Source organism: Rhizobium albus (genome assembly GCA_030160035.1).
Taxonomy (GTDB): Bacteria; Pseudomonadota; Alphaproteobacteria; order Rhizobiales; family Rhizobiaceae; genus Georhizobium; species Georhizobium albus.
This window is the reverse complement of the sequence record BSNO01000001.1, coordinates 1,289,977-1,308,572: the sequence shown is the minus strand read 5'-3', so window position 1 is coordinate 1,308,572 and position 18,596 is coordinate 1,289,977. Positions and strand designations below refer to the sequence as shown.

The following is an 18,596-nucleotide window of genomic DNA, read 5'->3' as shown; positions in this document are numbered from 1 at the left end:
AGCAATCTTTGTCAGGATGGAAAACGTGACCACGACGAGCAGACGAAACGCGCATGGCGGTTTCTCGCACAAGGGCAGTCTTTTGGCGGCGACGGTGCTCGCCGCAGCGCTTGCCTTCTCTGCTCCCGTACTTGCGCAGAGCTTCGAGAGCCAGGATCCGTCCGAGAGCATCGCCGATTCCGAGATCTCCGTCGAAGGCACGCGCGCTGCCGAGCGGCTCGAAGATCTGATGGCGTCCATTGAGAACCTGTCTGAAAGCGTCGACCGGGTGAAGATCATCACGAACATGGAGCGCATCGATGTCGTCTATTTGAGCGACATGATCGACGGCGGTGCGCCGGCCGAACTTGAAGAGGCGGTTACTGAAAACGCCGAGCGCATCGACGAACTCCAGAACGGCCTGGAAAGCAGCGCGATTTTCTACAACGCGTTGAACTCGCAACGGGTCAACATCGCCGATGTCGTGTCCATTCTGCTTGACGAGCCGGACGCCACGATCTTCGTGCGTGGCGTTGCGCCGGATGCGGGCGTCAGCGACGAGACCATCGAAAACGGCGATGACGCCCCTGCCGAAGACGACGCAGCGATGCCGGCCGAAAGCGAAATGCCGGCTGATGCCGATGCGGCAACCGACACCGAAGAACCGACCGCTCAGCCGCAATAATCGCGGCACCCGCAACTGGAGCGCATGGGCAATCAAAGCTTGCCCATGATCTCTTGGCGGAAGCCATAGATGGTGCGATTGCCGGAAATCGGCACCAGCGACACATCGCGCATCTGCCCCGGCTCGAACCGCACGGCCGTTCCCGCGGCGATGTCGAGGCGCATTCCGCGCGCCTTGTCCCGGTCGAACCGAAGCGCGGGATTGGCTTCGAAGAAGTGATAGTGGCTGCCGACCTGGACGGGCCGATCGCCTGTATTCGCCACCGTGATCGTGGTCGTTTCCGCACCAACATTCAGCTCGATGTCACCTGCGGCCGTGATGATTTCACCTGGGATCATGAGCGCGGCTCCTAGCGGATGGGCTGGTGGACGGTGACGAGCTTCGTGCCGTCCGGAAATGTCGCCTCGACCTGAACGTCGTGGATCATCTCGGCGATGCCTTCCATGACCTGTTCCCGCGTGATGACGCCGGCGCCCGCTTCCATCAGCTCCGCCACGGGACGGCCGTCGCGCGCTCCCTCCACCACGAAATCCGTGATCAGCGCGATCGCCTCCGGGTAGTTGAGCTTCACGCCCCGCTCCAACCGACGGCGCGCGACAATCGCGGCCATCGAGATCAGCAATTTGTCCTTTTCGCGCGGCGTCAAATTCATGTCGATCCAATCCTCAAGCCTCGAAAGCGGCTCATGTCGTCCAAATTTTAGGCAGCCCTGCACGCCCATTGAGCAGGGCGATCAGCGGTATCAGCCGTTTGCGCAGATCGTAGCTGTCCGGCGCGACGATACGGGCAAGAAGTTTGCCACTTCCACCAACGCGCCAGGCACTGGCTCCGCCGTCGTCGCCGATGATGGTACGCACCGCATCGAGCTGCGTCTCGACCTCGCTTCCGATGACGAGCACGGTCGCAATCGCGCGTGCCCCGTTGGTGACGGCGCGGTGGCCGAGAAGCGCTTGCACATCGCCGTCCATCGCCACGTCTTCGCCATGCACGAGCCGTCCATCGACCCGAATGCGCCAACGGTCGCGATAATGGGCCGCCAGCACGTCCTCGCCCATCGCCTGCCGGCCGAAAACGAGTGGCTCGACCACCAGGAGCCGGGCACTGGCATCTAGATCGGCCGACAACGAACGCTCGAAGGAAGAGCGGTCGAAGAGGATCGTTTCCTGCGGCAGGAAAGCGAGGCTGCCCTCAGCGGCGATTTCGATGCGGGTTTCGACGCGTGCGGCGGGACCCGTCGTCTTGTAGATGCGTTCGCAGGCTTGCGTTGTCACACTTGCCCCGGCGCCCTGCCCGACGGAAATAGACCAGTTCATGCGGTCCCCGCCCGTCAGGCCGCCGGCGGTGTTGATCAGCACCGCTTCCAGCGGCGCTCCGGGCGCTGCCCGCGGCAACCGGATCTTGGCGCAACCATCCTGATAGAGCACCGCCAGCCGATTGATCCCGCCAGCACTTTTCACGGCGATGCGGCCATCGCCCCGCGCGCGCTGGAGCGTAGGCACCGTATGTGCGACAGGCAAAATGTTGGGGCTGATTTGGAGCATGCGCCGCGCAGTTTACCCAACGCTCCTCCATGCGCAACGGCGTCATGCGTAATTTCTGAGCGCAGGGGCTCACTGCATGCAAATTGTGCGCTCGGGCTTTAATCGATGAGACCGAGCTCTCCGCGTTTGCTGAAGCGCAAGGACAGGAAAACGGCGGCAACAGTCAGTCCGGCCGCAAGCCCGAACCAGATCCCCATGGCCCCAAAACCGAGCGGGAATCCGAAGACATAGGCTGCCGGCAGACCGATCACCCAGTAGCTGACGATCGCGATGATCATCGGCATGCGCGTGTCCTTCAAGCCGCGCAGATTGCCCGCTGCCACCGCCTGGATGCCATCGACGATCTGGAAGGCCGCAGCCACGTAAAGCAGCGGCACGGCAAAGGCGATCACCTCGGCGGCGTTCGGATTGGTCTCGTCCATGTAGAAGCCAACCAACACGTCCGGGATCAGCAGGAAGGTCGTCGCTGCGGCGAAGCCGATCGCGGCAGCCAGGATGACGCCCGACCATCCCGCACGCTGCAGTCCTGTCCAGTCACGCTGGCCATGGGCGACACCGACCCTGACAGTGACCGCGCTGGAAAGCCCGAGCGGGATCATGAACGCGATGGAGGCGAGCTGCAGTGCAATGCCGTGTGCGGCGAGCGGAATCGTGCCGAGCCAGCCGACCATGATGGACGAAGCCGCAAAGAGCCCTGCCTCGGCGATGATGGTCAGCCCGATCGGCCAGCCAAGGCGCACCACGTCGAAGAATGCCGGCCAGTCGGGACGCCAGAAGCGGACGTAAAGCTCGTACTTCTTCAGCACATCCTTGCTGCTCGTGTACCAGAAGAGCCACGCAGCCCCGAACAGATTGGTACCCAGCGAAGCAACCGCCGCCCCGACGATCCCAAGCGCCGGAAAGCCGAAATTGCCGAAGATGAAGAGGTAGTTCAGCCCGATATTGAGGAAGACGCCGACGAAGGTCGCCCACATCAGCACATGTGCCTTGCCGACGACGGCCAGATAAGACCGCAGGCCCATCATGATCAGCGCCGGGAACATGGCCCACTGCGCGACGCGCATGTATTCGCCTGCCAGCGCGGCGATGGCCGGCTCCTGGCCGAGCGACAGCAGGATCGCTTCCGTATGCCACAAAGGCAGCATGACGAGCGCGGCAAAGAGCATGAGCACCCAAAGCCCCATGCGCACCGATCGGCGCACGCCGCGGATGTCGCCTCGCCCTTCGGCGTTCGCCGCAACGGGCATCACGGCCTGGGCAAAGCCGACACCGAAGATGAAGACGAGGAAGAACCCCTGCGTCGCCAGCACCGTGGCGGCGAGCTCCGTCGCGCCGAGCCAGCCCACCATCACCGTGTCGCTGATGTTGATCGCCATGTGGCCGAGCTGGGCACCGATCAGCGGCGTTGCGAGCAGCATGCTCGCGCGCGCATGTCCGAACCAGGTCAGTCCAGGACGGATGGCTGTCTGCTCGACGGCGAGCGCGTCGACGCGGGTATCCATGATAGTCTCCGATAGAAAACGGCGCGCCGGCTCTTGGCCACGGCGACGCAGGCCGCCCTCCTTAACCGAAATGCCACCGGGATGAAACGCTTCAGCGATGACAGTTGTTGATGCTTAGAGAGAGGCTTCGTGAAGTTTCGACCGCGCTTTCATGCGGCAGAGGCAGTTGCACATCACTGGCAGAACCCGTAAATCGTGAAGCGACAGCGGCGGGCCCTCTTGCCGGCAGCGCTGCAAATCAGAGGAGCCGGACAGCCGGCAACCCCACCAATGTACCTGCAATTGCTGATCGTGTTCCTGTTGATCCTGCTCAACGGGTTTTTCGCGATGTCTGAAATGGCGCTCGTTTCATCCCGCAAAATCCGGCTCGAGCAGATGGCCGAGAACGGCAGCAAAGGCGCCCGCAGAGCACTCAAGCTCGCCGAAGACCCGACGGGCTTCCTCTCCACGGTGCAGATCGGGATCACGCTGATCGGCATCGTCGCCGGTGCCTATAGCGGCGCGACATTCGCCGACCCGCTGGCCAGCGTGCTGCGCGAGGTGTCCTTCATCGAGCAAAGCGCTTTCGCCATCGCGTTCACCATCGTCGTCGCGAGCACCACCTATCTGTCGCTTATCGTCGGCGAACTGGTTCCCAAACGCATCGCTCTCAACCATTCCGAAGCGATCGCAAGCTTCGTCTCGGGCCCGATGACGATCCTCGCCGTGATCGCTGCCCCGATCGTCTGGTTCCTGCGCCTCTCCACCGAAGCACTGCTGAAGCTGCTCGGGATCCGGCAGAGCGAAGAAGCGACCGTAACCGAAGAGGAAGTGAAGGCGCTGATTGCGGAAGGCGCCAAGACCGGCGTTTTCGAACATGCCGAACGCGACATGATCGACGGCGTGCTGCGCCTGGCCGACCGCGACGTGCGCACCATCATGGTGCCCCGCCCCGACACCGTCTGGCTGTCAATCGAAGATCCGATCGAGACCATCATGCGGGAAATCACCGAAAGCGGCTACTCCCGCTTCCCGGTCTGCCGCGGTGACGTCGACGATGTCATGGGCATCCTGCACGTGAAGTCGCTCGTCGCGCTCGGCCGTGCGCCGACCCACGCGGAGATCGAGGCAGCCATCGCGACGCCGCTCTACGTCAACGAAACGATGAGCGTGCTGAAGTTGCAGGAGCGCTTCCGGGATTCGCCGATCCATATGGCGATCGTCATCGACGAATATGGCTCCTTCGAAGGCGTCATTACGCCGACCGATATCCTCGTTGCGATCGCGGGCGACCTGCCCGAGCGCGAGGGCGAGGATCTGCCCTATGCGGTTCAGCGTGACGACGGCTCGTGGCTGCTCGATGGCGCAATGCCGATCGACGACGTCGACCGCGTGCTCGCCGGCGTCTCCATCAACCGGGGCGATTTCGCAACGCTGGCAGGGTTCGTGCTGGAATCTTTCGGCTATATCCCGGAAGCTGGCGAGCATTTCGAAGCGCAAGGCTGGCGCTTCGAGGTGGTCGACCTCGACGGTCGACGCATCGACAAGATCCTCGCGGCCCCGATCGGCGACGCCACCGAGGCCTGAGGCTGTTCTTCCAGACGCAATCGCCGCCTAGTGCAGAATGAATTCGCCGTTGACCGTTCGCCACTCGCGCGGTGCGATCAGCTTTTGATGGCTGTATCGTACCGAGTGCAACAGCCCTTCGAGCGTGGTCTCCCAGAATTTCAGAAAGCCGCGCATCTCGGGAAACTCGGGCGCAAGATCGTATTCCTGCCAGATATAGGTCTGGAGCACGGAAGGATGGTCTGGCAGGCGGTAGAGAATATGGGCGGTGGTCAGGCCATAACCCGCCATCTGCTTTTCGAATGCTGACTGCATGCTTGTCCTCATCATGGCTGTCATCCGATTGCAAAAGTGTGCTCTGCTTCGCGCTTCCCGTCCAGATGGAAATTTCGGCAAGGAATGCCGAAAACATCATCAATTCAGCGTGTTAGCAGCACGTGAAAGCGAGTGCTGATTTTTTTGCGTGCCCCTCTTGAAGAGGGTTTGGCACGCCACCAAATCGCCTGCCGCGCGGCGCCTTGAAGGGCCGTGCCACGGCGGGACTGCCGACCCGGCGTCCCGACGGAGGAGCTTGAACCTGCATGTTTGTCCCAGGAGGAAAACACGATGAAGTTCCGTCCACTCCATGACCGGATCGTTGTCCGCCGCATCGAAGCCGATGAGCGCACATCCGGCGGCATCATCATTCCCGATACGGCCAAGGAAAAGCCCCAGGAGGGCGAAGTGCTGGCGGTCGGGCCGGGCGCACGCGCCGACAACGGCCAGATCCAGCCGCTCGACGTGAAGGTCGGCGACCGCGTTCTCTTCGGCAAATGGTCCGGCACCGAGATCAAGGTTGGTGGCGAAGACCTTCTGATCATGAAGGAAGCCGACATCATGGGCGTGCTGGTGGCTGAAGAAGCTGCCCGAAAGGCCGCCTGAGAGACCTGCGGATCCAAACGATCAAGGCTGTTTTTGAGGGATTAAGGAAATGGCTGCAAAAGAAGTGAAATTCCATGCCGATGCCCGCACGCGCATGCTGCGTGGCGTCGATATTCTCGCGGACGCGGTGAAGGTGACGCTCGGCCCCAAGGGGCGCAACGTTGTCATCGAAAAGTCCTTCGGCGCACCGCGCATCACCAAGGACGGCGTGTCGGTCGCCAAGGAGATCGAACTGGACGACCGGTTCGAGAACATGGGGGCGCAGATGGTGCGCGAAGTGGCCTCCAAGACCAACGATCTGGCCGGTGACGGCACCACCACCGCCACTGTTCTGGCCCAGGCCATCGTGCGCGAAGGCGCAAAGGCGGTCACCTCGGGCATGAACCCGATGGACCTGAAGCGCGGGATCGACCAGGCCGTCGACGCCGTCGTCGCCGAACTGAAGCGCAACGCGCGCAAGATCGAGAACAATTCCGAGATCGCGCAGGTTGGCACCATTTCGGCCAATGGCGACACCGAGATCGGCCAGTTCCTAGCAGAAGCCATGGAGCGGGTCGGCAATGAAGGCGTCATCACGGTCGAGGAGGCCAAGTCGCTCGACACCGAACTGGAAGTCGTCGAGGGCATGCAGTTCGACCGGGGTTATCTCTCGCCCTACTTCGTCACCAACCAGGACAAGATGCGCGCTGAGCTTGAGGATCCCTATATCCTCATCCACGAGAAGAAGCTTTCGAACCTCCAGGCGATGCTCCCGGTTCTCGAAGCCGTCGTGCAGTCGGGCAAGCCGCTCGTGATCATCGCGGAAGACGTCGAAGGCGAAGCGCTTGCAACCCTCGTCGTCAACAAGCTGCGTGGCGGCCTCAAGATCGCTGCCGTCAAGGCTCCGGGCTTCGGCGACCGTCGCAAAGCCATGCTTCAGGACATCGCTATCCTGACCGGCGGCACGGCAATCTCCGAGGATCTCGGCATCAAGCTCGAGAACGTGACGCTGGAGATGCTCGGCCGTGCGAAGAAGGTCGTCATCTCCAAGGAAGACACGACGATCGTGGATGGCGCCGGCTCGCGGCCCGAAATCGACGGCCGCGTCGCGCAGATCCGCGCCCAGATCGAGGAGACCACCTCGGACTATGACCGCGAGAAGCTGCAGGAGCGCCTGGCAAAGCTTGCCGGTGGCGTTGCGGTTCTGCGCGTCGGCGGTTCGACCGAAATCGAGGTGAAGGAGAAGAAGGACCGCGTCGATGACGCCCTTCACGCGACGCGCGCAGCCGTTGAGGAAGGCATCCTGCCGGGCGGCGGCGTGGCGTTGCTGCGCGCTGCCAAGGTGCTCGACACGCTCGAAGTCGCCAATCCCGACCAGAAGATGGGCGTCGACATCGTTCGCCGCGCCGTGGAAGCCCCTGCCCGCCAGATCGCAGAAAACGCCGGAGCTGAAGGTTCGATCATCGTCGGCAAGATCCGGGAGCAGGCGGATTTCGGCTTCGGCTGGAACGCGCAGACAGGCGAATACGGCGATCTCTACAAGGCCGGCGTGATCGACCCGGCAAAGGTCGTGCGTACGGCGCTGCAGGATGCCGCGTCCGTCGCAGGCTTGCTCGTCACCACCGAAGCGATGATTGCCGAAAAGCCGAAGAAGGACCGCGCCCCTGCCATGCCTGCAGGCGGCGACATGGACTTCTGAGGAGAACAAAAAGATGCGGGCGCCCCGAGGGCGCCCGCTGCTTCACTCACGACAGTGATGGCCGCGTGATTATACCGCCTTGGCGGTCAGCATGGCGCGCACGGCCGCCACGATATCATCCACCGTCTTCAGCGAGTTCCAGGACTCCACGCTGTCGGTCTCGATCTCGATGTCGTATTTTTCTTCCAGTTCCATGACGAGTTCGGCCAACTCCAGCGAGTGGATACCGAGATCGTCCACCATCGACGACCCCGTGATGTCGTCGGCATTGGCGTCGCTGTATTCAGCAATGTGACGGATGATTTCAGTCTTCAGGGTGTCAGTCGTCATCGCGTTCCCTCGGCAAAATGTCGGCCCCCGGGGGTCATGCGACTCCGCCGCCCGCCCCACAAAGGCAAGGTGCTTCAACTGACTGTGCAATGCAACACGGCTAAAGGTTGCAACCGTTAAGACTGGTTAACTTCCACTGGCTTCCAGCACCGGACGCACGAGCCGGTCCTCCACCAGCGCATGCAGGTCGTCGCGATAGCCGGAGCGTGCAGACGGCCTGTTTTCCGCCGACGTGACGACGACCGTCATCTCGAGCTCCGGCAAAATGTAGAGCATCTGGCCGCCATAGCCCCAGGCGTAGAAACAATCGACGCCCGCCATGTCCCTCAGGAACCAGCTGTAGCCATAGGCCTCGCCCGAGAAGACGGAGCTGGTGCGGCGCTCCCACGACTGGTCGATCCACTGCTGCGACACGACGCGCTCACCGTCGGGCCCGATACCGCCATTGCGGTACATCTCGCCGAACGCCAGAAGCGAACGGGGCGATACCGCCATCTGGTTGCCCCCGAGCGGAATGCCCTGCGGATCGCGCTCCCAGTCGGTCACGCGGAAGGCGCCGTCCATGCCGAGCCATTCATTGGCAAGTTCCATTGTGTCAGCCTCGCCGACGCGCATCAGGATGGCGGAGAGAAGATGGGTACTGCCCGTGGAATAGAGCATCCGCCCGCCGGGATCATCGGCGAAGGGCTCCGCCAATGCGGCACGGACCCAGTCGGAGCTCGCAATCCAGCGGCCATAGTTTTCGCCGGATGTGCGGCCGAGACCGGCCTGCATCGACAGGAGATGGCCAATCGTGATCTCGTTGATGCGCGGATCGGCATCGGCGGGAATCTTGTCCTCGAGCAGCGGCGCGATGGGCTGATCGACGCCTTCGAGCAGGCCCTTGTCGATCGCTATGCCAACCATCGCGGACACGATCGATTTGGAAGCCGACTTGATGTTGGTCGGTGTGGAAACCGAGCGCCCCTCGAAGCCTTCTTCAATCCATACCTCGCCATCGCGGGCGACGATCAACGTGTGAAGACCTTCCAGCTCATCCGCCGCCTGGATAGCGGCTTCACGCGCTTCGACAAGCGACACAATGGCGGCGGGTGCAACGGCTTCCACATCGGCCGACGGCTCGGGCCCGGCATCCTGGGCATGCGCCAGCACCGAGACGGAAAGGCAGGAGAAAAGGACGACGCCGCGAAGGGCGTTCGAACGTGCAGTGTTTTTCATGGTCATGGGCATCACATATGGGAGGGAGACGGCAAGTCCATGCCTCGACCAGGAACCGCCGCGATCACGAAGCGCGCAGCCCCGTCTCCACGAGAAGCCCACGGCGCTTGGCGTCGTAATAGTAGCCGCGCTGGTAGAGGGCAATCGCGCGATCTTCATTGCGGTCGGCAACGATATAGGCGCCGCGAAGGTACTTCACCGCATAGCGAAGATTCGTGTCGGCATCGAGCAGGCCTGCGGGTTCGCCGCGATAGCCCATGGTGCGGGCCGTGTCGTGCCGGATCTGCATGAGACCGAGATTGGGCCCGTTGCGCGCCGCCGGATTGTAATTGCTCTCGCGGGCCACGACGCGCCGAATGAGTGATTCCGGCACGCCATATGCTGAAGCGTGGGAGGCAATCAGCCGATCGAGATCCGATTGCGGGGCGACCGCGGCGGTCTGTTTCGTGGTCTGCCGGCCAGCAGTCTCCTGCCCGCTCGTCGCGCAGGCGGTCAGTGCGCTGCCACAAAGAAGGATGATCAACACTCGTGCGGCAAGACGCATATGAAGGCTCGTCGATGGACACGCCAACGGCGCGGGAAGGCCTTTATTGCTCAATGCTTGCGGCTGAATTGTGGTGATGCTTGTGTCGCACTGCCATTTGCAGACGCCGCATGGCTCACATGCCGCAATGTCGGTTGTGCATTGCAGCATGAAAGACTATCTCATGGCCAACAACAAGAAGAAGGAAGAAAACCATGAAGAACATGACACGCCGTTTCATTAAGCTCATCAGCGATGATCCTTGGCGCGAGCGGGAATCGGCCTATCTCAATGGCTCGACCTCGATCGTCGACTTGGAAATGCGCATGCGTGAGATCGACAGCGGCCGGTTCCGCAACCGCCTTTAAGACGAGCATGATGCTCTGACAGTCAAAAGCCCGCTGCGATCGTTCGCAGCGGGCTTTTTGTTTGATAGGCGATGGACCAGGCATAAGCCGGCCCATCGCACCGATCGCGTGCTTACTGAGCAGCAGCTTCTTCGTAGTAGCCGTACTCGCCGCCGGTCCACTCATACATGACGTAGCCGGGCAGCGTGACGTCGCCCTTGTCGTCGAAGTCGAGTTCGCCGAGAACGGTCTGGAAGGTGCCTGCGTTCAGGGCTTCGACCACACCGTCGAAATCGGTCGAGCCGGCTTCTTCAACGGCAGCGGCCCAGGCCTGGATCGCAGCGTAGGTGTAGAGCGTGTAGCCTTCCGGGTTGATGCCGGCTTCTTCGAACTTCGCGACGACCGGGGCCGCTTCTTCGTTGAGGCGCGGATCCGGGGAGAAGGTCATGAGCGTGCCTTCGCCGGCATCGCCCGTGATCGACCAATATTCGTCGGTGACGAGCGCGTCGCCGGATACGAGCACCGTATCCATGCCCTGATCCGCCATCTGACGCTTCATCAGGCCGGCTTCGGTGTGGTAGCCGCCAACGTAAAGCACGTTGATGCCTTCGTTCTTCAGGCGCGTGACGAGCGCAGTGTAGTCCTGCTCACCGGCGGTGTAAGCCTGATAGAGAGCCGGCTCCCCGCCTGCCTGCTCGTAGAATGCCATCGTCTGGTCTGCGAGACCCTTGCCGTATGCGGTGTTGTCGTGAATGAACGCGACCTTGGCATCCGGGAAGTTGTCCATCAGGAACTGGCCAGCGATTTCGCCCTGCTGGTCATCACGGCCGCAGGTACGGAAGATGCCGGGGCCGGGACGCTCATCCGTGAAGGCCGGGTTGGTGGACGCCGGCGAAATCTGGATCACGCCTTCCTCGTCATAAACGGCGCTGGCCGGGATCGACGAGCCCGAGCAGAAATGGCCGGCCACAAAGACCGCGCCTTCGCCGACGAGCTGGTTGGCGACCGAAACGGCCTGACGGGCATCGCAGGCATCATCACCGACTTCAAGCACGAGCTGTTCGCCGAGAACGCCGCCAGCGGCGTTGATGTCGGCCACGGCCATTTCGGCACCAGCCTGCATCTGTGCGCCGAACGACGCATACTGCCCGGTCATCGGGCCCGCGGTCGCGATGACGATATCGGCCGACGCGATACCGGCGGTTGCAACGAGCGCGGATGCGGCCACGCCAGTCATCAGAAGTTTTTTCATTCGTTAGTCTCCCTCTGGTGTTTTGCGGCGGAGCACATGCCCCAGATCCGCGCCCGGAACTTGTCTGCAGTCCCGGCTTATTTCGGATGCTATCCCCTTTGCCGGCAAAGGCAATCGGGAAAGCTTCCGAAAATTTCGATCACGATCCCTGCTTCACCTTCCAGGCGAGTGGACCCGCCTGCTCGTTGATCCACGTGTATTGGCGCACCATCTGCCGGGCCCGAAAATAGCGGTGCCCGAGAAGGCCGATCATGACGATGATCGCGAAATGGATGAGGAAATAGTAGAGCGTCAGCAACTCGCCGTCGTAGAGCGCGAAGTTTAGGAAGCGGACCGCGAGCGACACGAGGAAGCAATAGAAGACGAGCAGCCAGATGGGCTGCCAGGTCTTGGCCATGGCCCGCCCGGTCATCCAGGCGGCACCACCGCCCAGAAACAGCGTGACGACGATGAAGGCGACGAGCGAATTGTCCCAGAGCACGTCCATCAATGCGCTCCCCCTTCCAGATAGGCAGCCTGGATTTCCGGGCTCGCCAGCAGTTCCTTGCCGGTCCCGGTGATCGAGATCTTGCCGTTGACCATGACATAGCCGCGGTGGGCGAGCTTCAGCGCATGATAGGCATTCTGTTCGACCAGGAAGACCGTCAGCCCCTCCGACTGATTCAGGTCGCGGATGGCATTGAAGATCTGCCGCACGATCAGCGGCGCGAGCCCGAGAGACGGTTCGTCCAGAAGAAGCAGCTTCGGTCGGCTCATCAGTGCCCGGGCGATGGCCAGCATCTGCTGCTCGCCGCCCGAAAGCGTGCCACCGCGCTGTCCCTGCCGATCCTTCAACCGCGGGAACAGCGTGTACATCCGCTCCAGATCGCTCTCGAAATGGGTCATGTCGGTGATGCCGGCACCCATTTGCAGGTTTTCCCGCACGGTCATGCGCGGAAAGATGCGGCGCCCTTCCGGCGACTGGGCGATGCCCTTGCGCATGATCTCGTGGGTGGGAACGCGGGTGATGTCCTCGCCCCGATAGATCACATTGCCATGCCGCGCCTGCGGATTTCCGCAGATCGTCATCATCAACGTGGACTTGCCGGCGCCATTGGCGCCGATAAGGCTGACGATTTCACCATCCATGATGTCGATATCGACGCCCTTCAAGGCATGGATGGCACCATAATAGGTGTGGACACCGCGCACGGCGAGAACAGGTTCGCTGGCTGGAACGGCCATCGGGTCGCTGACGCTTGCCATGCTCATCGGCCGTCTCCCTTTGGATCCTTGGCGACGCCGCGGGACGATATCTCCTTCAGCGTCTGCGCCGCTTCTGCATCAACCACCCGAACATGACCCCCACCGCGCTCGGCCGTTTCCTGCCCGACCTCGGCTTCCACGGCGTCGACCTCTTCGTCGTCGACGCCGAGATAGGCGGCGATGACCTTCGGGTCGGAACGCACGTCCTGCGGCGCGCCATCGGAAATCTTGCGGCCATAATCTAGGACGACGACGTGGTCGGAGATCTCCATCACGACGCTCATGTCATGCTCGATGAGCAGCACCGAAATGCCTTCGTCATCGCGGATCTGGCGCAGAAGTGTGTTGAGCTCGCTGGACTCTTTCGGGTTCAGACCGGCCGCCGGTTCATCGAGGCACAGCACCTTGGGCCGCGTGCACATGGCACGAGCAATCTCAAGCCGACGCTGATCGCCATAGGGCAGATCGGCAGCAGGATCGTCGGCGCGGTCGATGAGATTGGTCTTCTCCAGCCAGTATTTGGCCAGTTCGATCGCCTCGCGCTCGCCCTTGCGGTATGACGGCAGACCGAAAATGCCGCCGAACGTGTAGCCGGACGCCACGATCAGCGCGTTGTGCTGCGCGACCATCAGGTTTTCGAGAAGCGTCATGCCGCCGAAAAGACGGATGTTCTGGAAGGTGCGAGCAACCTTCCCGATGGCGGCAATCTCCATGTCGGGCATGCGCTCGAGCAGATAGAGACCGTCATCGGCGAAATAGCGCCGCCCTTCCTGCGTCCGCGCCTCCAGATTGGCGAAGGCCGACGGCGTGTGCGCCATGATCATCCGGCCTTCGGTCGGCTTATAGAAACCGGTCAGGCAGTTGAACACGGTCGTCTTGCCGGCACCATTTGGGCCGATGAGCGACGTGATGTCACCGCGCCCGACGTCGAAGGACAGATTGTCGACAGCGACCAGTCCGCCGAAACGCATGGTCAGATGTTCGACGCGCACGACGACATCGGTTTCCCAATTGCGCAGTGTCTGCCGGGGAGCGCCTGCCGATGCAGGCGTGGGAGATACGGGTTGCAGGCTCATGTCAGTGCCCCTCCCCCTGGCTCACAAGATCGGCAGAGACCGCTTTTCGTTCCTTCAGGAAGACCGTGGGGTTGCGCGTCGACACCAGGCCACGCGGCTTCCAGATCATGATCAGCACCATCAGCAGTCCGAAGACGAGGACGCGGAATTCCTCGAGGTTTCGGAACATCTCGAAGCCGCCGATCATAACCAGCGAGGCGAAGACGACGCCCATCTGGCTGCCGAGACCGCCGAGAACCACGATGGCGAGGATGATCGCCGATTCCAGGAAGGTGAAGCTTTCCGGCGAGATGAAGCCCTGGCGCGTGGCGAAGAATGCGCCGGCGAACCCGCCGAACATCGCACCGATCGCAAAGGCGGAAAGCTTGGTGTTGGTTGTATTGATGCCGAGCGAGCGGCAGGCGATCTCGTCCTCACGCAAGGCCTCCCAGGCACGGCCGATCGGCAGCTTGCGCAGCCGGAGCGTGACCCAGTTGGTGATAAGCGCGAGCGCCAGGATGATATAATAGAGGAAGATGATGCGGTGTATCGCGGCGTATTCGAGGCCGAAAAAGTCCGCAAAGCCACCCTCATCCCGCGTGAAGTCCAAGCCGAAGAAGGTTGGACGTGGAATCTGCGTGATGCCGTTTGGCCCGTTGGTCAGCTCGAACCAGTTCAACAGCACGATGCGAATGATTTCACCGAATGCCAGCGTCACGATCGCGAGATAATCGCCGCGAAGCCGCAGTACCGGAAAGCCGAGAATGATGCCCCAAAATGCCGCGAGGATGCCCGCAAGCGGAAGGCACACCCAGAAGCCGAGATCGAAATACTGGGAAAGCAGTGCGTAGGAATAGGCGCCGACCGCATAGAACGCGACGTAGCCGAGATCGAGCAGGCCGGCGAGACCGACGACGATGTTGAGACCCCAGCCGAGCATCACATAGGTGAGCACCAGCACGCCGAGGTCGACATAGTAGCGGCTCTGGCCCGGGACCAGCACCATGACGATGAAGGGCAACGTGACGGCAATGCCGAGCATCAGCGGCCCCAGGAACCGCGAGACATGGCCGGCCCTGTTGAAATCCGGCAGCACGTCGGAGAGGCCCTTGGGGCCGCCGGCACGTTTCCAGAAGAAGATGTTGAGCAAGAACCGGCCGACGGCAGTAACAGCTGCCATCCAGAGCACGCGATCCCACTCGGTCGTGATCTGCAGACCGCCGGCACCGGCGTCGGTGCGCAGACCGACGATGATGGAGAACAGGATTAGGGCGAGAACCCCGGCGAGGATGGCGTCCTTCAGGGAAGCCACCACAATGTTTTCTTCGGCGGCAGGAGCCGCGTTCAAGGCAGCCATATCAGACCTTCTCGACTTCGGGTTTGCCGAGCAGGCCCGACGGCATGAAGATCAACACGGCGGCCAGAATGAAGAAGGCAGCCACGTCCTTGTATTCCACGGAGAAATAGCCGGACCAGAAGGTCTCGATGAGCCCGATCAGAATGCCGCCGAGCATCGCACCCGGCAAAGAGCCGATGCCGCCGAGAACGGCCGCGGTGAACGCCTTAACCCCCGCGATGAAGCCGATGTAGAAATCGATCACGCCGTAATAGAGCAGATACATGAAACCGGCGACGGCTGCGAGCGCGGCGCCGAGCACGAAGGTCAGCGAGATCGTGCGGTCGACATTGATGCCGACGAGCGAGGCCATCTTGCGATCCTGCTCGCAGGCGCGCAGCGAGCGGCCGAGCGCAGTCTTGTTGATGATGTAGGTGAAGACACCCATCAGCACGACCGTCGTCACCAGGATCAGGATCTGGATGTTGGAAATCTGAACGTCGAAGTTGTTGCCGTCCATGATCGTATACCCACCGGATACCAGCGGCGGCAGCGGCTTGACGCGGGCGCCCTGCACGATCTGCACGAAGTTCTGCAGCACGATCGACATGCCGATCGCGGTGATCAGCGGCGCGAGGCGGAAGGATCCCCGAAGCGGCCGATAGGCGATCCGCTCCACCGTCCAGCCCCAGGCCGACGTGAAGAGCATCGCCATCAAGAGCACGAGCATGAGCGCCAGGATGAGCACGATGAAGCCTGCCCCGGCCGTAATGCCAAGCGCGACGATGAGGATCATGGCGATGAACGAGCCGACCATGAAGATGTCTCCATGGGCGAAATTGATCATGCCGATGATGCCGTAGACCATCGTGTAACCGATCGCGATGAGCCCATAGATGGACCCCAGCGTCAGCCCGTTGATCAACTGCTGAACGAAATATTCCACTGTGATGTACCCCTCTGGCCGACTTGTCCCGTCGGCTCTGCCGTTCGATCGATCGAGGCTCCCACCACCGCCGATCGTCGTCTGCAATATCAGCTATTAAGATCGCCAATGGGTCGATGAGGTCAATAGAGAAAAACGCCGATTGAAGGCGCTTTGACGGGTCAATCCACCGTCTTGAACGTCATTTTGCCGCCCATGAAACGGAAAGCTTTGAAACCGGTGTGGAGCCGCCTGGAATCGCGGGCGGCGCTGCGGGGTCGGCCTCTTGCCACTGATCAAGCTTTGGGATTTTCTGCCGGAACCGAAACGCTCGAAGCACCGGAGTCTGGTCATGTGGAGTGGCATCCTTCCCGCGGTAACAACGAAGTTCAAGGAGGATGACAGCCTCGATCATGCGGAGATGGAGCGCTGCTTCGACCTGCAGATCGACGCAGGCGTCGATGGCCTGATCGTCGCCGGATCGCTCGGCGAAGGCCCGATGCTGACGCAGGAAGAGCGCATCGAGGTATATCGCACCGCCAAGGCGGCAGCCGGCAAGCGACCCGTCCTTTTGACGGTTGCGGAAGCGTCGACAGCGGCGGCGTGCGCCATGGCGAAGAAGGCAGCTGAGGCCGGGGCGGACGGCCTGATGGTCGTTCCGAGCCCGATCTATCATACCGACGCGCGCGAGACGGAAGCCAATCTGCGCGCCATCGCGGCTGCGGGCGATCTGCCGGTGATGATCTACTCGAACCGTGTCGCCTACCGCGTTGACGTGACTCCGCAATTGATGGCCGACCTCGCCGACGATGCCCGCTTCGTCGCGATCAAGGAATCCTCCGACGATATCCGCCGCACCACCGAGATCATCAATCATCTGGGCGATCGCTACGCCGTGCTGACCGGGGTCGACAATCTGGCCTTCGAGGCGCTTTCGGTTGGCGCAACGGGCTGGGTGGCCGGCCTCGTCGTCGCCTTCCCTAAGGAAACTGTCGCCATCTGGCAATTGATGCAGGCAGGTCGTCGCGAAGAGGCGCTTGCGATCTACCGCTGGTTCCGCCCGCTGCTCGACCTCGATGTCTCAACCTATCTCGTCCAGAACATCAAGCTGGCCGAGGCGCTGGCAATCAAATCCACCGAGCGGGTCCGCGGGCCCCGGCTGCCGCTTGCCGGCGAACGCCGCGCCGAGGTGGAACGCATCATCCGCGATGCAATCGAAACGCGCCCAAGTCTCCCCGCACTGGACATCGCGGCCTGACCCCATGAACGCCGGCCGATACGATATCGCCGTCATCGGCGCCGGTGTGATCGGAACGACGACCGCGCTCTATCTCGCAGAGCGCGGTCTCACGGTTGTGCTGATCGATCGCAAGGGCATTTCGGCGGAGACCAGCGCTGGCAATGCCGGCGCCTTTGCCTTTTCCGACATTCTGCCGCTCGCCTCGCCGGGCATCATGCTGAAGGCGCCGTTCTGGCTAATGGACCCGACCGGGCCGCTTTCGCTGCCGCCCGCCTATCTGCCGACGATCGCGCCATGGCTGTGGCGGTTCTTCAAGGCAGGCAGCAGCAAGAACTTCGAGCGCAGTATTGCGGCGCAGGCGGCCTTGATGCGTGTGGCCGAGGCCGAGACGGAGAAGCTTCTGGAGCGCACCGGCCTGAAGCACATGATCGTGGCACGCGGAGCCCTGCATCTCTACGACACCGAACGCAGCTTCAATGCGGCTGCGCGCGGTTGGGATCGGCGCACTGAGTACGGCATCAGCCACCGCCATCTCGACCGCGCCGGCATAGACGCGATCCAGCCGGGCATCGCGCAGAGCTTTCGCCACGGCACCTACGTGGCCGGCTGGTCGAACGTCGCTGACCCGAAAGCCTATGTCGTTGCGCTTGGCGAGCGCGCCGTGGCCCAAGGCGTTGATCTGGAAATCGCCGATATCGAACGGATGGCTGTCGAAGATGCGGGCGTCCGCCTCTCCTTCACCGATGGGCGCTCGCTGCTCGCCGCGCAGGTGGTGATTGCGGCCGGCGCCTGGTCGCATCGGCTGGCTGCCTTGATCGGCGACCGGATCCCGCTCGAAACGGAGCGCGGCTATAACACGACGCTGCCCAAATCGGCGTTCGATCTCAAGTGTCAGGTCATCTTCGACGACCATGGCTTCGTGGTCTCGCCGCTCGGCCAGGCCGTGCGCGTCGGCGGCGCGGTGGAGCTGGCGGGGCTCGACCGCCCGCCGAACTTCCAACGCTCCAAGACGATGCTGGCCAAGGCGGCACGGTTTCTTCCGGAACTGAACCCTGTGGGTGGGACGGAATGGATGGGCTTTCGGCCCTCCCTGCCCGATTCCCTGCCCGCCATCGGCCGATCGCACCGCGTGCCCCGCGTGATCCATGCCTTCGGCCACGGCCACCTTGGCCTGACGCAATCGGCGGCAACCGCAAAGCTCGTGGCCGACATCGCACTCGACCGCGAGACGGAAATCCCGCTTAAACCCTATTCACCGGACCGGTTCTGAAAGC

General features: G+C 62.3%; 20 protein-coding genes and 1 pseudogene. 7 read left to right on the top strand and 14 right to left on the bottom strand.

Going from position 1 to position 18,596, the window contains the following annotated elements; genetic code table 11:
* Positions 1 to 25 precede the first annotated feature (25 nt).
* Positions 26 to 664 (top strand): hypothetical protein, encoded by a 639-nt coding sequence (locus QQL76_RS06300; RefSeq protein WP_499206847.1) that lies wholly within the window; start codon positions 26 to 28, stop codon positions 662 to 664.
* A gap of 32 nt (positions 665 to 696) precedes the next feature.
* Here QQL76_RS06300 and QQL76_RS06295 read toward each other — a convergent pair whose 3' ends face one another.
* From QQL76_RS06295 to QQL76_RS06280, 4 genes are all read right to left on the bottom strand, one after another.
* Positions 697 to 1,002, bottom strand: a complete 306-nt coding sequence (locus tag QQL76_RS06295) for an urease subunit beta (protein WP_499206846.1) — start codon at positions 1,000 to 1,002, stop codon at positions 697 to 699.
* Positions 1,003 to 1,013: 11 nt separating this feature from the next.
* The gene (locus tag QQL76_RS06290) at positions 1,014 to 1,316 is read right to left on the bottom strand and encodes an urease subunit gamma (RefSeq protein WP_126009920.1); all 303 of its coding nucleotides are present in this window, start codon (positions 1,314 to 1,316) and stop codon (positions 1,014 to 1,016) included.
* A gap of 31 nt (positions 1,317 to 1,347) precedes the next feature.
* Positions 1,348 to 2,205 (bottom strand): urease accessory protein UreD, encoded by an 858-nt coding sequence (locus QQL76_RS06285; protein WP_499206845.1) that lies wholly within the window; start codon positions 2,203 to 2,205, stop codon positions 1,348 to 1,350.
* Positions 2,206 to 2,303: 98 nt separating this feature from the next.
* Complete coding sequence (locus QQL76_RS06280; RefSeq protein ID WP_499206844.1) at positions 2,304 to 3,707, bottom strand: MATE family efflux transporter; 1,404 nt, start codon at positions 3,705 to 3,707, stop codon at positions 2,304 to 2,306.
* A 270-nt stretch (positions 3,708 to 3,977) separates the two neighbouring features.
* Here QQL76_RS06280 and QQL76_RS06275 point away from each other — a divergent pair, with 270 nt between their 5' ends.
* Entirely contained in the window at positions 3,978 to 5,273 is a 1,296-nt protein-coding gene (locus QQL76_RS06275) for a hemolysin family protein (RefSeq protein WP_499206843.1), read from the top strand.
* Positions 5,274 to 5,300: 27 nt separating this feature from the next.
* On the opposite strand, the gene QQL76_RS06270 is transcribed toward QQL76_RS06275, so the two are convergent.
* Positions 5,301 to 5,567, bottom strand: coding sequence for an usg protein (locus QQL76_RS06270; protein WP_404861543.1), 267 nt, complete (start codon positions 5,565 to 5,567; stop codon positions 5,301 to 5,303).
* A gap of 291 nt (positions 5,568 to 5,858) precedes the next feature.
* Between QQL76_RS06270 and QQL76_RS06265 the strand changes: the two genes are divergently transcribed.
* Positions 5,859 to 6,173: a co-chaperone GroES gene (locus QQL76_RS06265; RefSeq protein WP_126009915.1), complete on the top strand. Its 315-nt coding sequence runs from the start codon at positions 5,859 to 5,861 to the stop codon at positions 6,171 to 6,173.
* 49 nt (positions 6,174 to 6,222) lie between these two features.
* Complete coding sequence (gene groL, locus QQL76_RS06260) at positions 6,223 to 7,851, top strand: chaperonin GroEL (RefSeq protein WP_499206842.1); 1,629 nt, start codon at positions 6,223 to 6,225, stop codon at positions 7,849 to 7,851.
* A 69-nt stretch (positions 7,852 to 7,920) separates the two neighbouring features.
* On the opposite strand, the gene QQL76_RS06255 is transcribed toward groL, so the two are convergent.
* The 3 genes and pseudogenes from QQL76_RS06255 to QQL76_RS06245 form a co-directional block, all read right to left on the bottom strand.
* A complete protein-coding gene (locus QQL76_RS06255; RefSeq protein ID WP_404861540.1) occupies positions 7,921 to 8,181 on the bottom strand; it encodes an acyl carrier protein in 261 nt (86 codons plus the stop codon).
* Positions 8,182 to 8,307: 126 nt separating this feature from the next.
* A complete protein-coding gene (locus QQL76_RS06250; protein WP_499206841.1) occupies positions 8,308 to 9,399 on the bottom strand; it encodes a serine hydrolase domain-containing protein in 1,092 nt (363 codons plus the stop codon).
* A gap of 64 nt (positions 9,400 to 9,463) precedes the next feature.
* A pseudogene (locus tag QQL76_RS06245) lies at positions 9,464 to 9,862 on the bottom strand (transglycosylase SLT domain-containing protein); the annotation flags it as partial.
* 275 nt (positions 9,863 to 10,137) lie between these two features.
* Between QQL76_RS06245 and QQL76_RS06240 the strand changes: the two are divergent.
* Positions 10,138 to 10,290, top strand: a complete 153-nt coding sequence (locus tag QQL76_RS06240; RefSeq protein WP_499206840.1) for a DUF3563 family protein — start codon at positions 10,138 to 10,140, stop codon at positions 10,288 to 10,290.
* 112 nt (positions 10,291 to 10,402) lie between these two features.
* Here QQL76_RS06240 and QQL76_RS06235 read toward each other — a convergent pair whose 3' ends face one another.
* The 6 genes from QQL76_RS06235 to QQL76_RS06210 all read right to left on the bottom strand — a co-directional run bounded on the left by QQL76_RS06235 (position 10,403) and on the right by QQL76_RS06210 (position 16,103).
* Positions 10,403 to 11,521: a branched-chain amino acid ABC transporter substrate-binding protein gene (locus tag QQL76_RS06235; protein ID WP_499206839.1), complete on the bottom strand. Its 1,119-nt coding sequence runs from the start codon at positions 11,519 to 11,521 to the stop codon at positions 10,403 to 10,405.
* A 139-nt stretch (positions 11,522 to 11,660) separates the two neighbouring features.
* Complete coding sequence (locus QQL76_RS06230; RefSeq protein ID WP_499206838.1) at positions 11,661 to 12,008, bottom strand: DUF6867 family protein; 348 nt, start codon at positions 12,006 to 12,008, stop codon at positions 11,661 to 11,663.
* Entirely contained in the window at positions 12,008 to 12,772 is a 765-nt protein-coding gene (locus QQL76_RS06225; protein ID WP_404861539.1) for an ABC transporter ATP-binding protein, read from the bottom strand. Before QQL76_RS06225 ends, QQL76_RS06230 begins: the two co-directional genes overlap by 1 nt.
* Complete coding sequence (locus tag QQL76_RS06220; RefSeq protein WP_499206837.1) at positions 12,769 to 13,842, bottom strand: ABC transporter ATP-binding protein; 1,074 nt, start codon at positions 13,840 to 13,842, stop codon at positions 12,769 to 12,771. Before QQL76_RS06220 ends, QQL76_RS06225 begins: the two co-directional genes overlap by 4 nt.
* A gap of 1 nt (position 13,843) precedes the next feature.
* Positions 13,844 to 15,178, bottom strand: coding sequence for an ABC transporter permease family protein (gene livM / locus QQL76_RS06215; protein ID WP_499206836.1), 1,335 nt, complete (start codon positions 15,176 to 15,178; stop codon positions 13,844 to 13,846).
* 1 nt (position 15,179) lies between these two features.
* Positions 15,180 to 16,103 (bottom strand): ABC transporter permease subunit, encoded by a 924-nt coding sequence (locus QQL76_RS06210; RefSeq protein ID WP_404861536.1) that lies wholly within the window; start codon positions 16,101 to 16,103, stop codon positions 15,180 to 15,182.
* Between the two features lie 331 nt (positions 16,104 to 16,434).
* On the opposite strand from QQL76_RS06210, the gene QQL76_RS06205 reads away from it, so the two are divergent.
* A complete protein-coding gene (locus QQL76_RS06205) occupies positions 16,435 to 17,340 on the top strand; it encodes a dihydrodipicolinate synthase family protein (RefSeq protein WP_499206835.1) in 906 nt (301 codons plus the stop codon).
* Positions 17,341 to 17,344: 4 nt separating this feature from the next.
* Positions 17,345 to 18,592, top strand: a complete 1,248-nt coding sequence (locus tag QQL76_RS06200; protein WP_499206834.1) for an NAD(P)/FAD-dependent oxidoreductase — start codon at positions 17,345 to 17,347, stop codon at positions 18,590 to 18,592.
* Positions 18,593 to 18,596 lie beyond the last annotated feature (4 nt).

Bases quoted from the DNA above. Each gene is read 5' to 3' on its own strand.
- QQL76_RS06295 (WP_499206846.1), bottom strand. From the start codon at position 1,002: ATGATCCCAGGTGAAATCATCACGGCCGCAGGTGACATCGAGCTGAAT.
- QQL76_RS06290 (WP_126009920.1), bottom strand. From the start codon at position 1,316: ATGAATTTGACGCCGCGCGAAAAGGACAAATTGCTGATCTCGATGGCC.
- QQL76_RS06285 (WP_499206845.1), bottom strand. From the start codon at position 2,205: ATGCTCCAAATCAGCCCCAACATTTTGCCTGTCGCACATACGGTGCCT.
- QQL76_RS06280 (WP_499206844.1), bottom strand. From the start codon at position 3,707: ATGGATACCCGCGTCGACGCGCTCGCCGTCGAGCAGACAGCCATCCGT.
- QQL76_RS06275 (WP_499206843.1), top strand. From the start codon at position 3,978: ATGTACCTGCAATTGCTGATCGTGTTCCTGTTGATCCTGCTCAACGGG.
- QQL76_RS06270 (WP_404861543.1), bottom strand. From the start codon at position 5,567: ATGCAGTCAGCATTCGAAAAGCAGATGGCGGGTTATGGCCTGACCACC.
- QQL76_RS06265 (WP_126009915.1), top strand. From the start codon at position 5,859: ATGAAGTTCCGTCCACTCCATGACCGGATCGTTGTCCGCCGCATCGAA.
- groL (WP_499206842.1), top strand. From the start codon at position 6,223: ATGGCTGCAAAAGAAGTGAAATTCCATGCCGATGCCCGCACGCGCATG.
- QQL76_RS06255 (WP_404861540.1), bottom strand. From the start codon at position 8,181: ATGACGACTGACACCCTGAAGACTGAAATCATCCGTCACATTGCTGAA.
- QQL76_RS06250 (WP_499206841.1), bottom strand. From the start codon at position 9,399: ATGAAAAACACTGCACGTTCGAACGCCCTTCGCGGCGTCGTCCTTTTC.
- QQL76_RS06240 (WP_499206840.1), top strand. From the start codon at position 10,138: ATGAAGAACATGACACGCCGTTTCATTAAGCTCATCAGCGATGATCCT.
- QQL76_RS06235 (WP_499206839.1), bottom strand. From the start codon at position 11,521: ATGAAAAAACTTCTGATGACTGGCGTGGCCGCATCCGCGCTCGTTGCA.
- QQL76_RS06230 (WP_499206838.1), bottom strand. From the start codon at position 12,008: ATGGACGTGCTCTGGGACAATTCGCTCGTCGCCTTCATCGTCGTCACG.
- QQL76_RS06225 (WP_404861539.1), bottom strand. From the start codon at position 12,772: ATGAGCATGGCAAGCGTCAGCGACCCGATGGCCGTTCCAGCCAGCGAA.
- QQL76_RS06220 (WP_499206837.1), bottom strand. From the start codon at position 13,842: ATGAGCCTGCAACCCGTATCTCCCACGCCTGCATCGGCAGGCGCTCCC.
- livM (WP_499206836.1), bottom strand. From the start codon at position 15,178: ATGGCTGCCTTGAACGCGGCTCCTGCCGCCGAAGAAAACATTGTGGTG.
- QQL76_RS06205 (WP_499206835.1), top strand. From the start codon at position 16,435: ATGTGGAGTGGCATCCTTCCCGCGGTAACAACGAAGTTCAAGGAGGAT.
- QQL76_RS06200 (WP_499206834.1), top strand. From the start codon at position 17,345: ATGAACGCCGGCCGATACGATATCGCCGTCATCGGCGCCGGTGTGATC.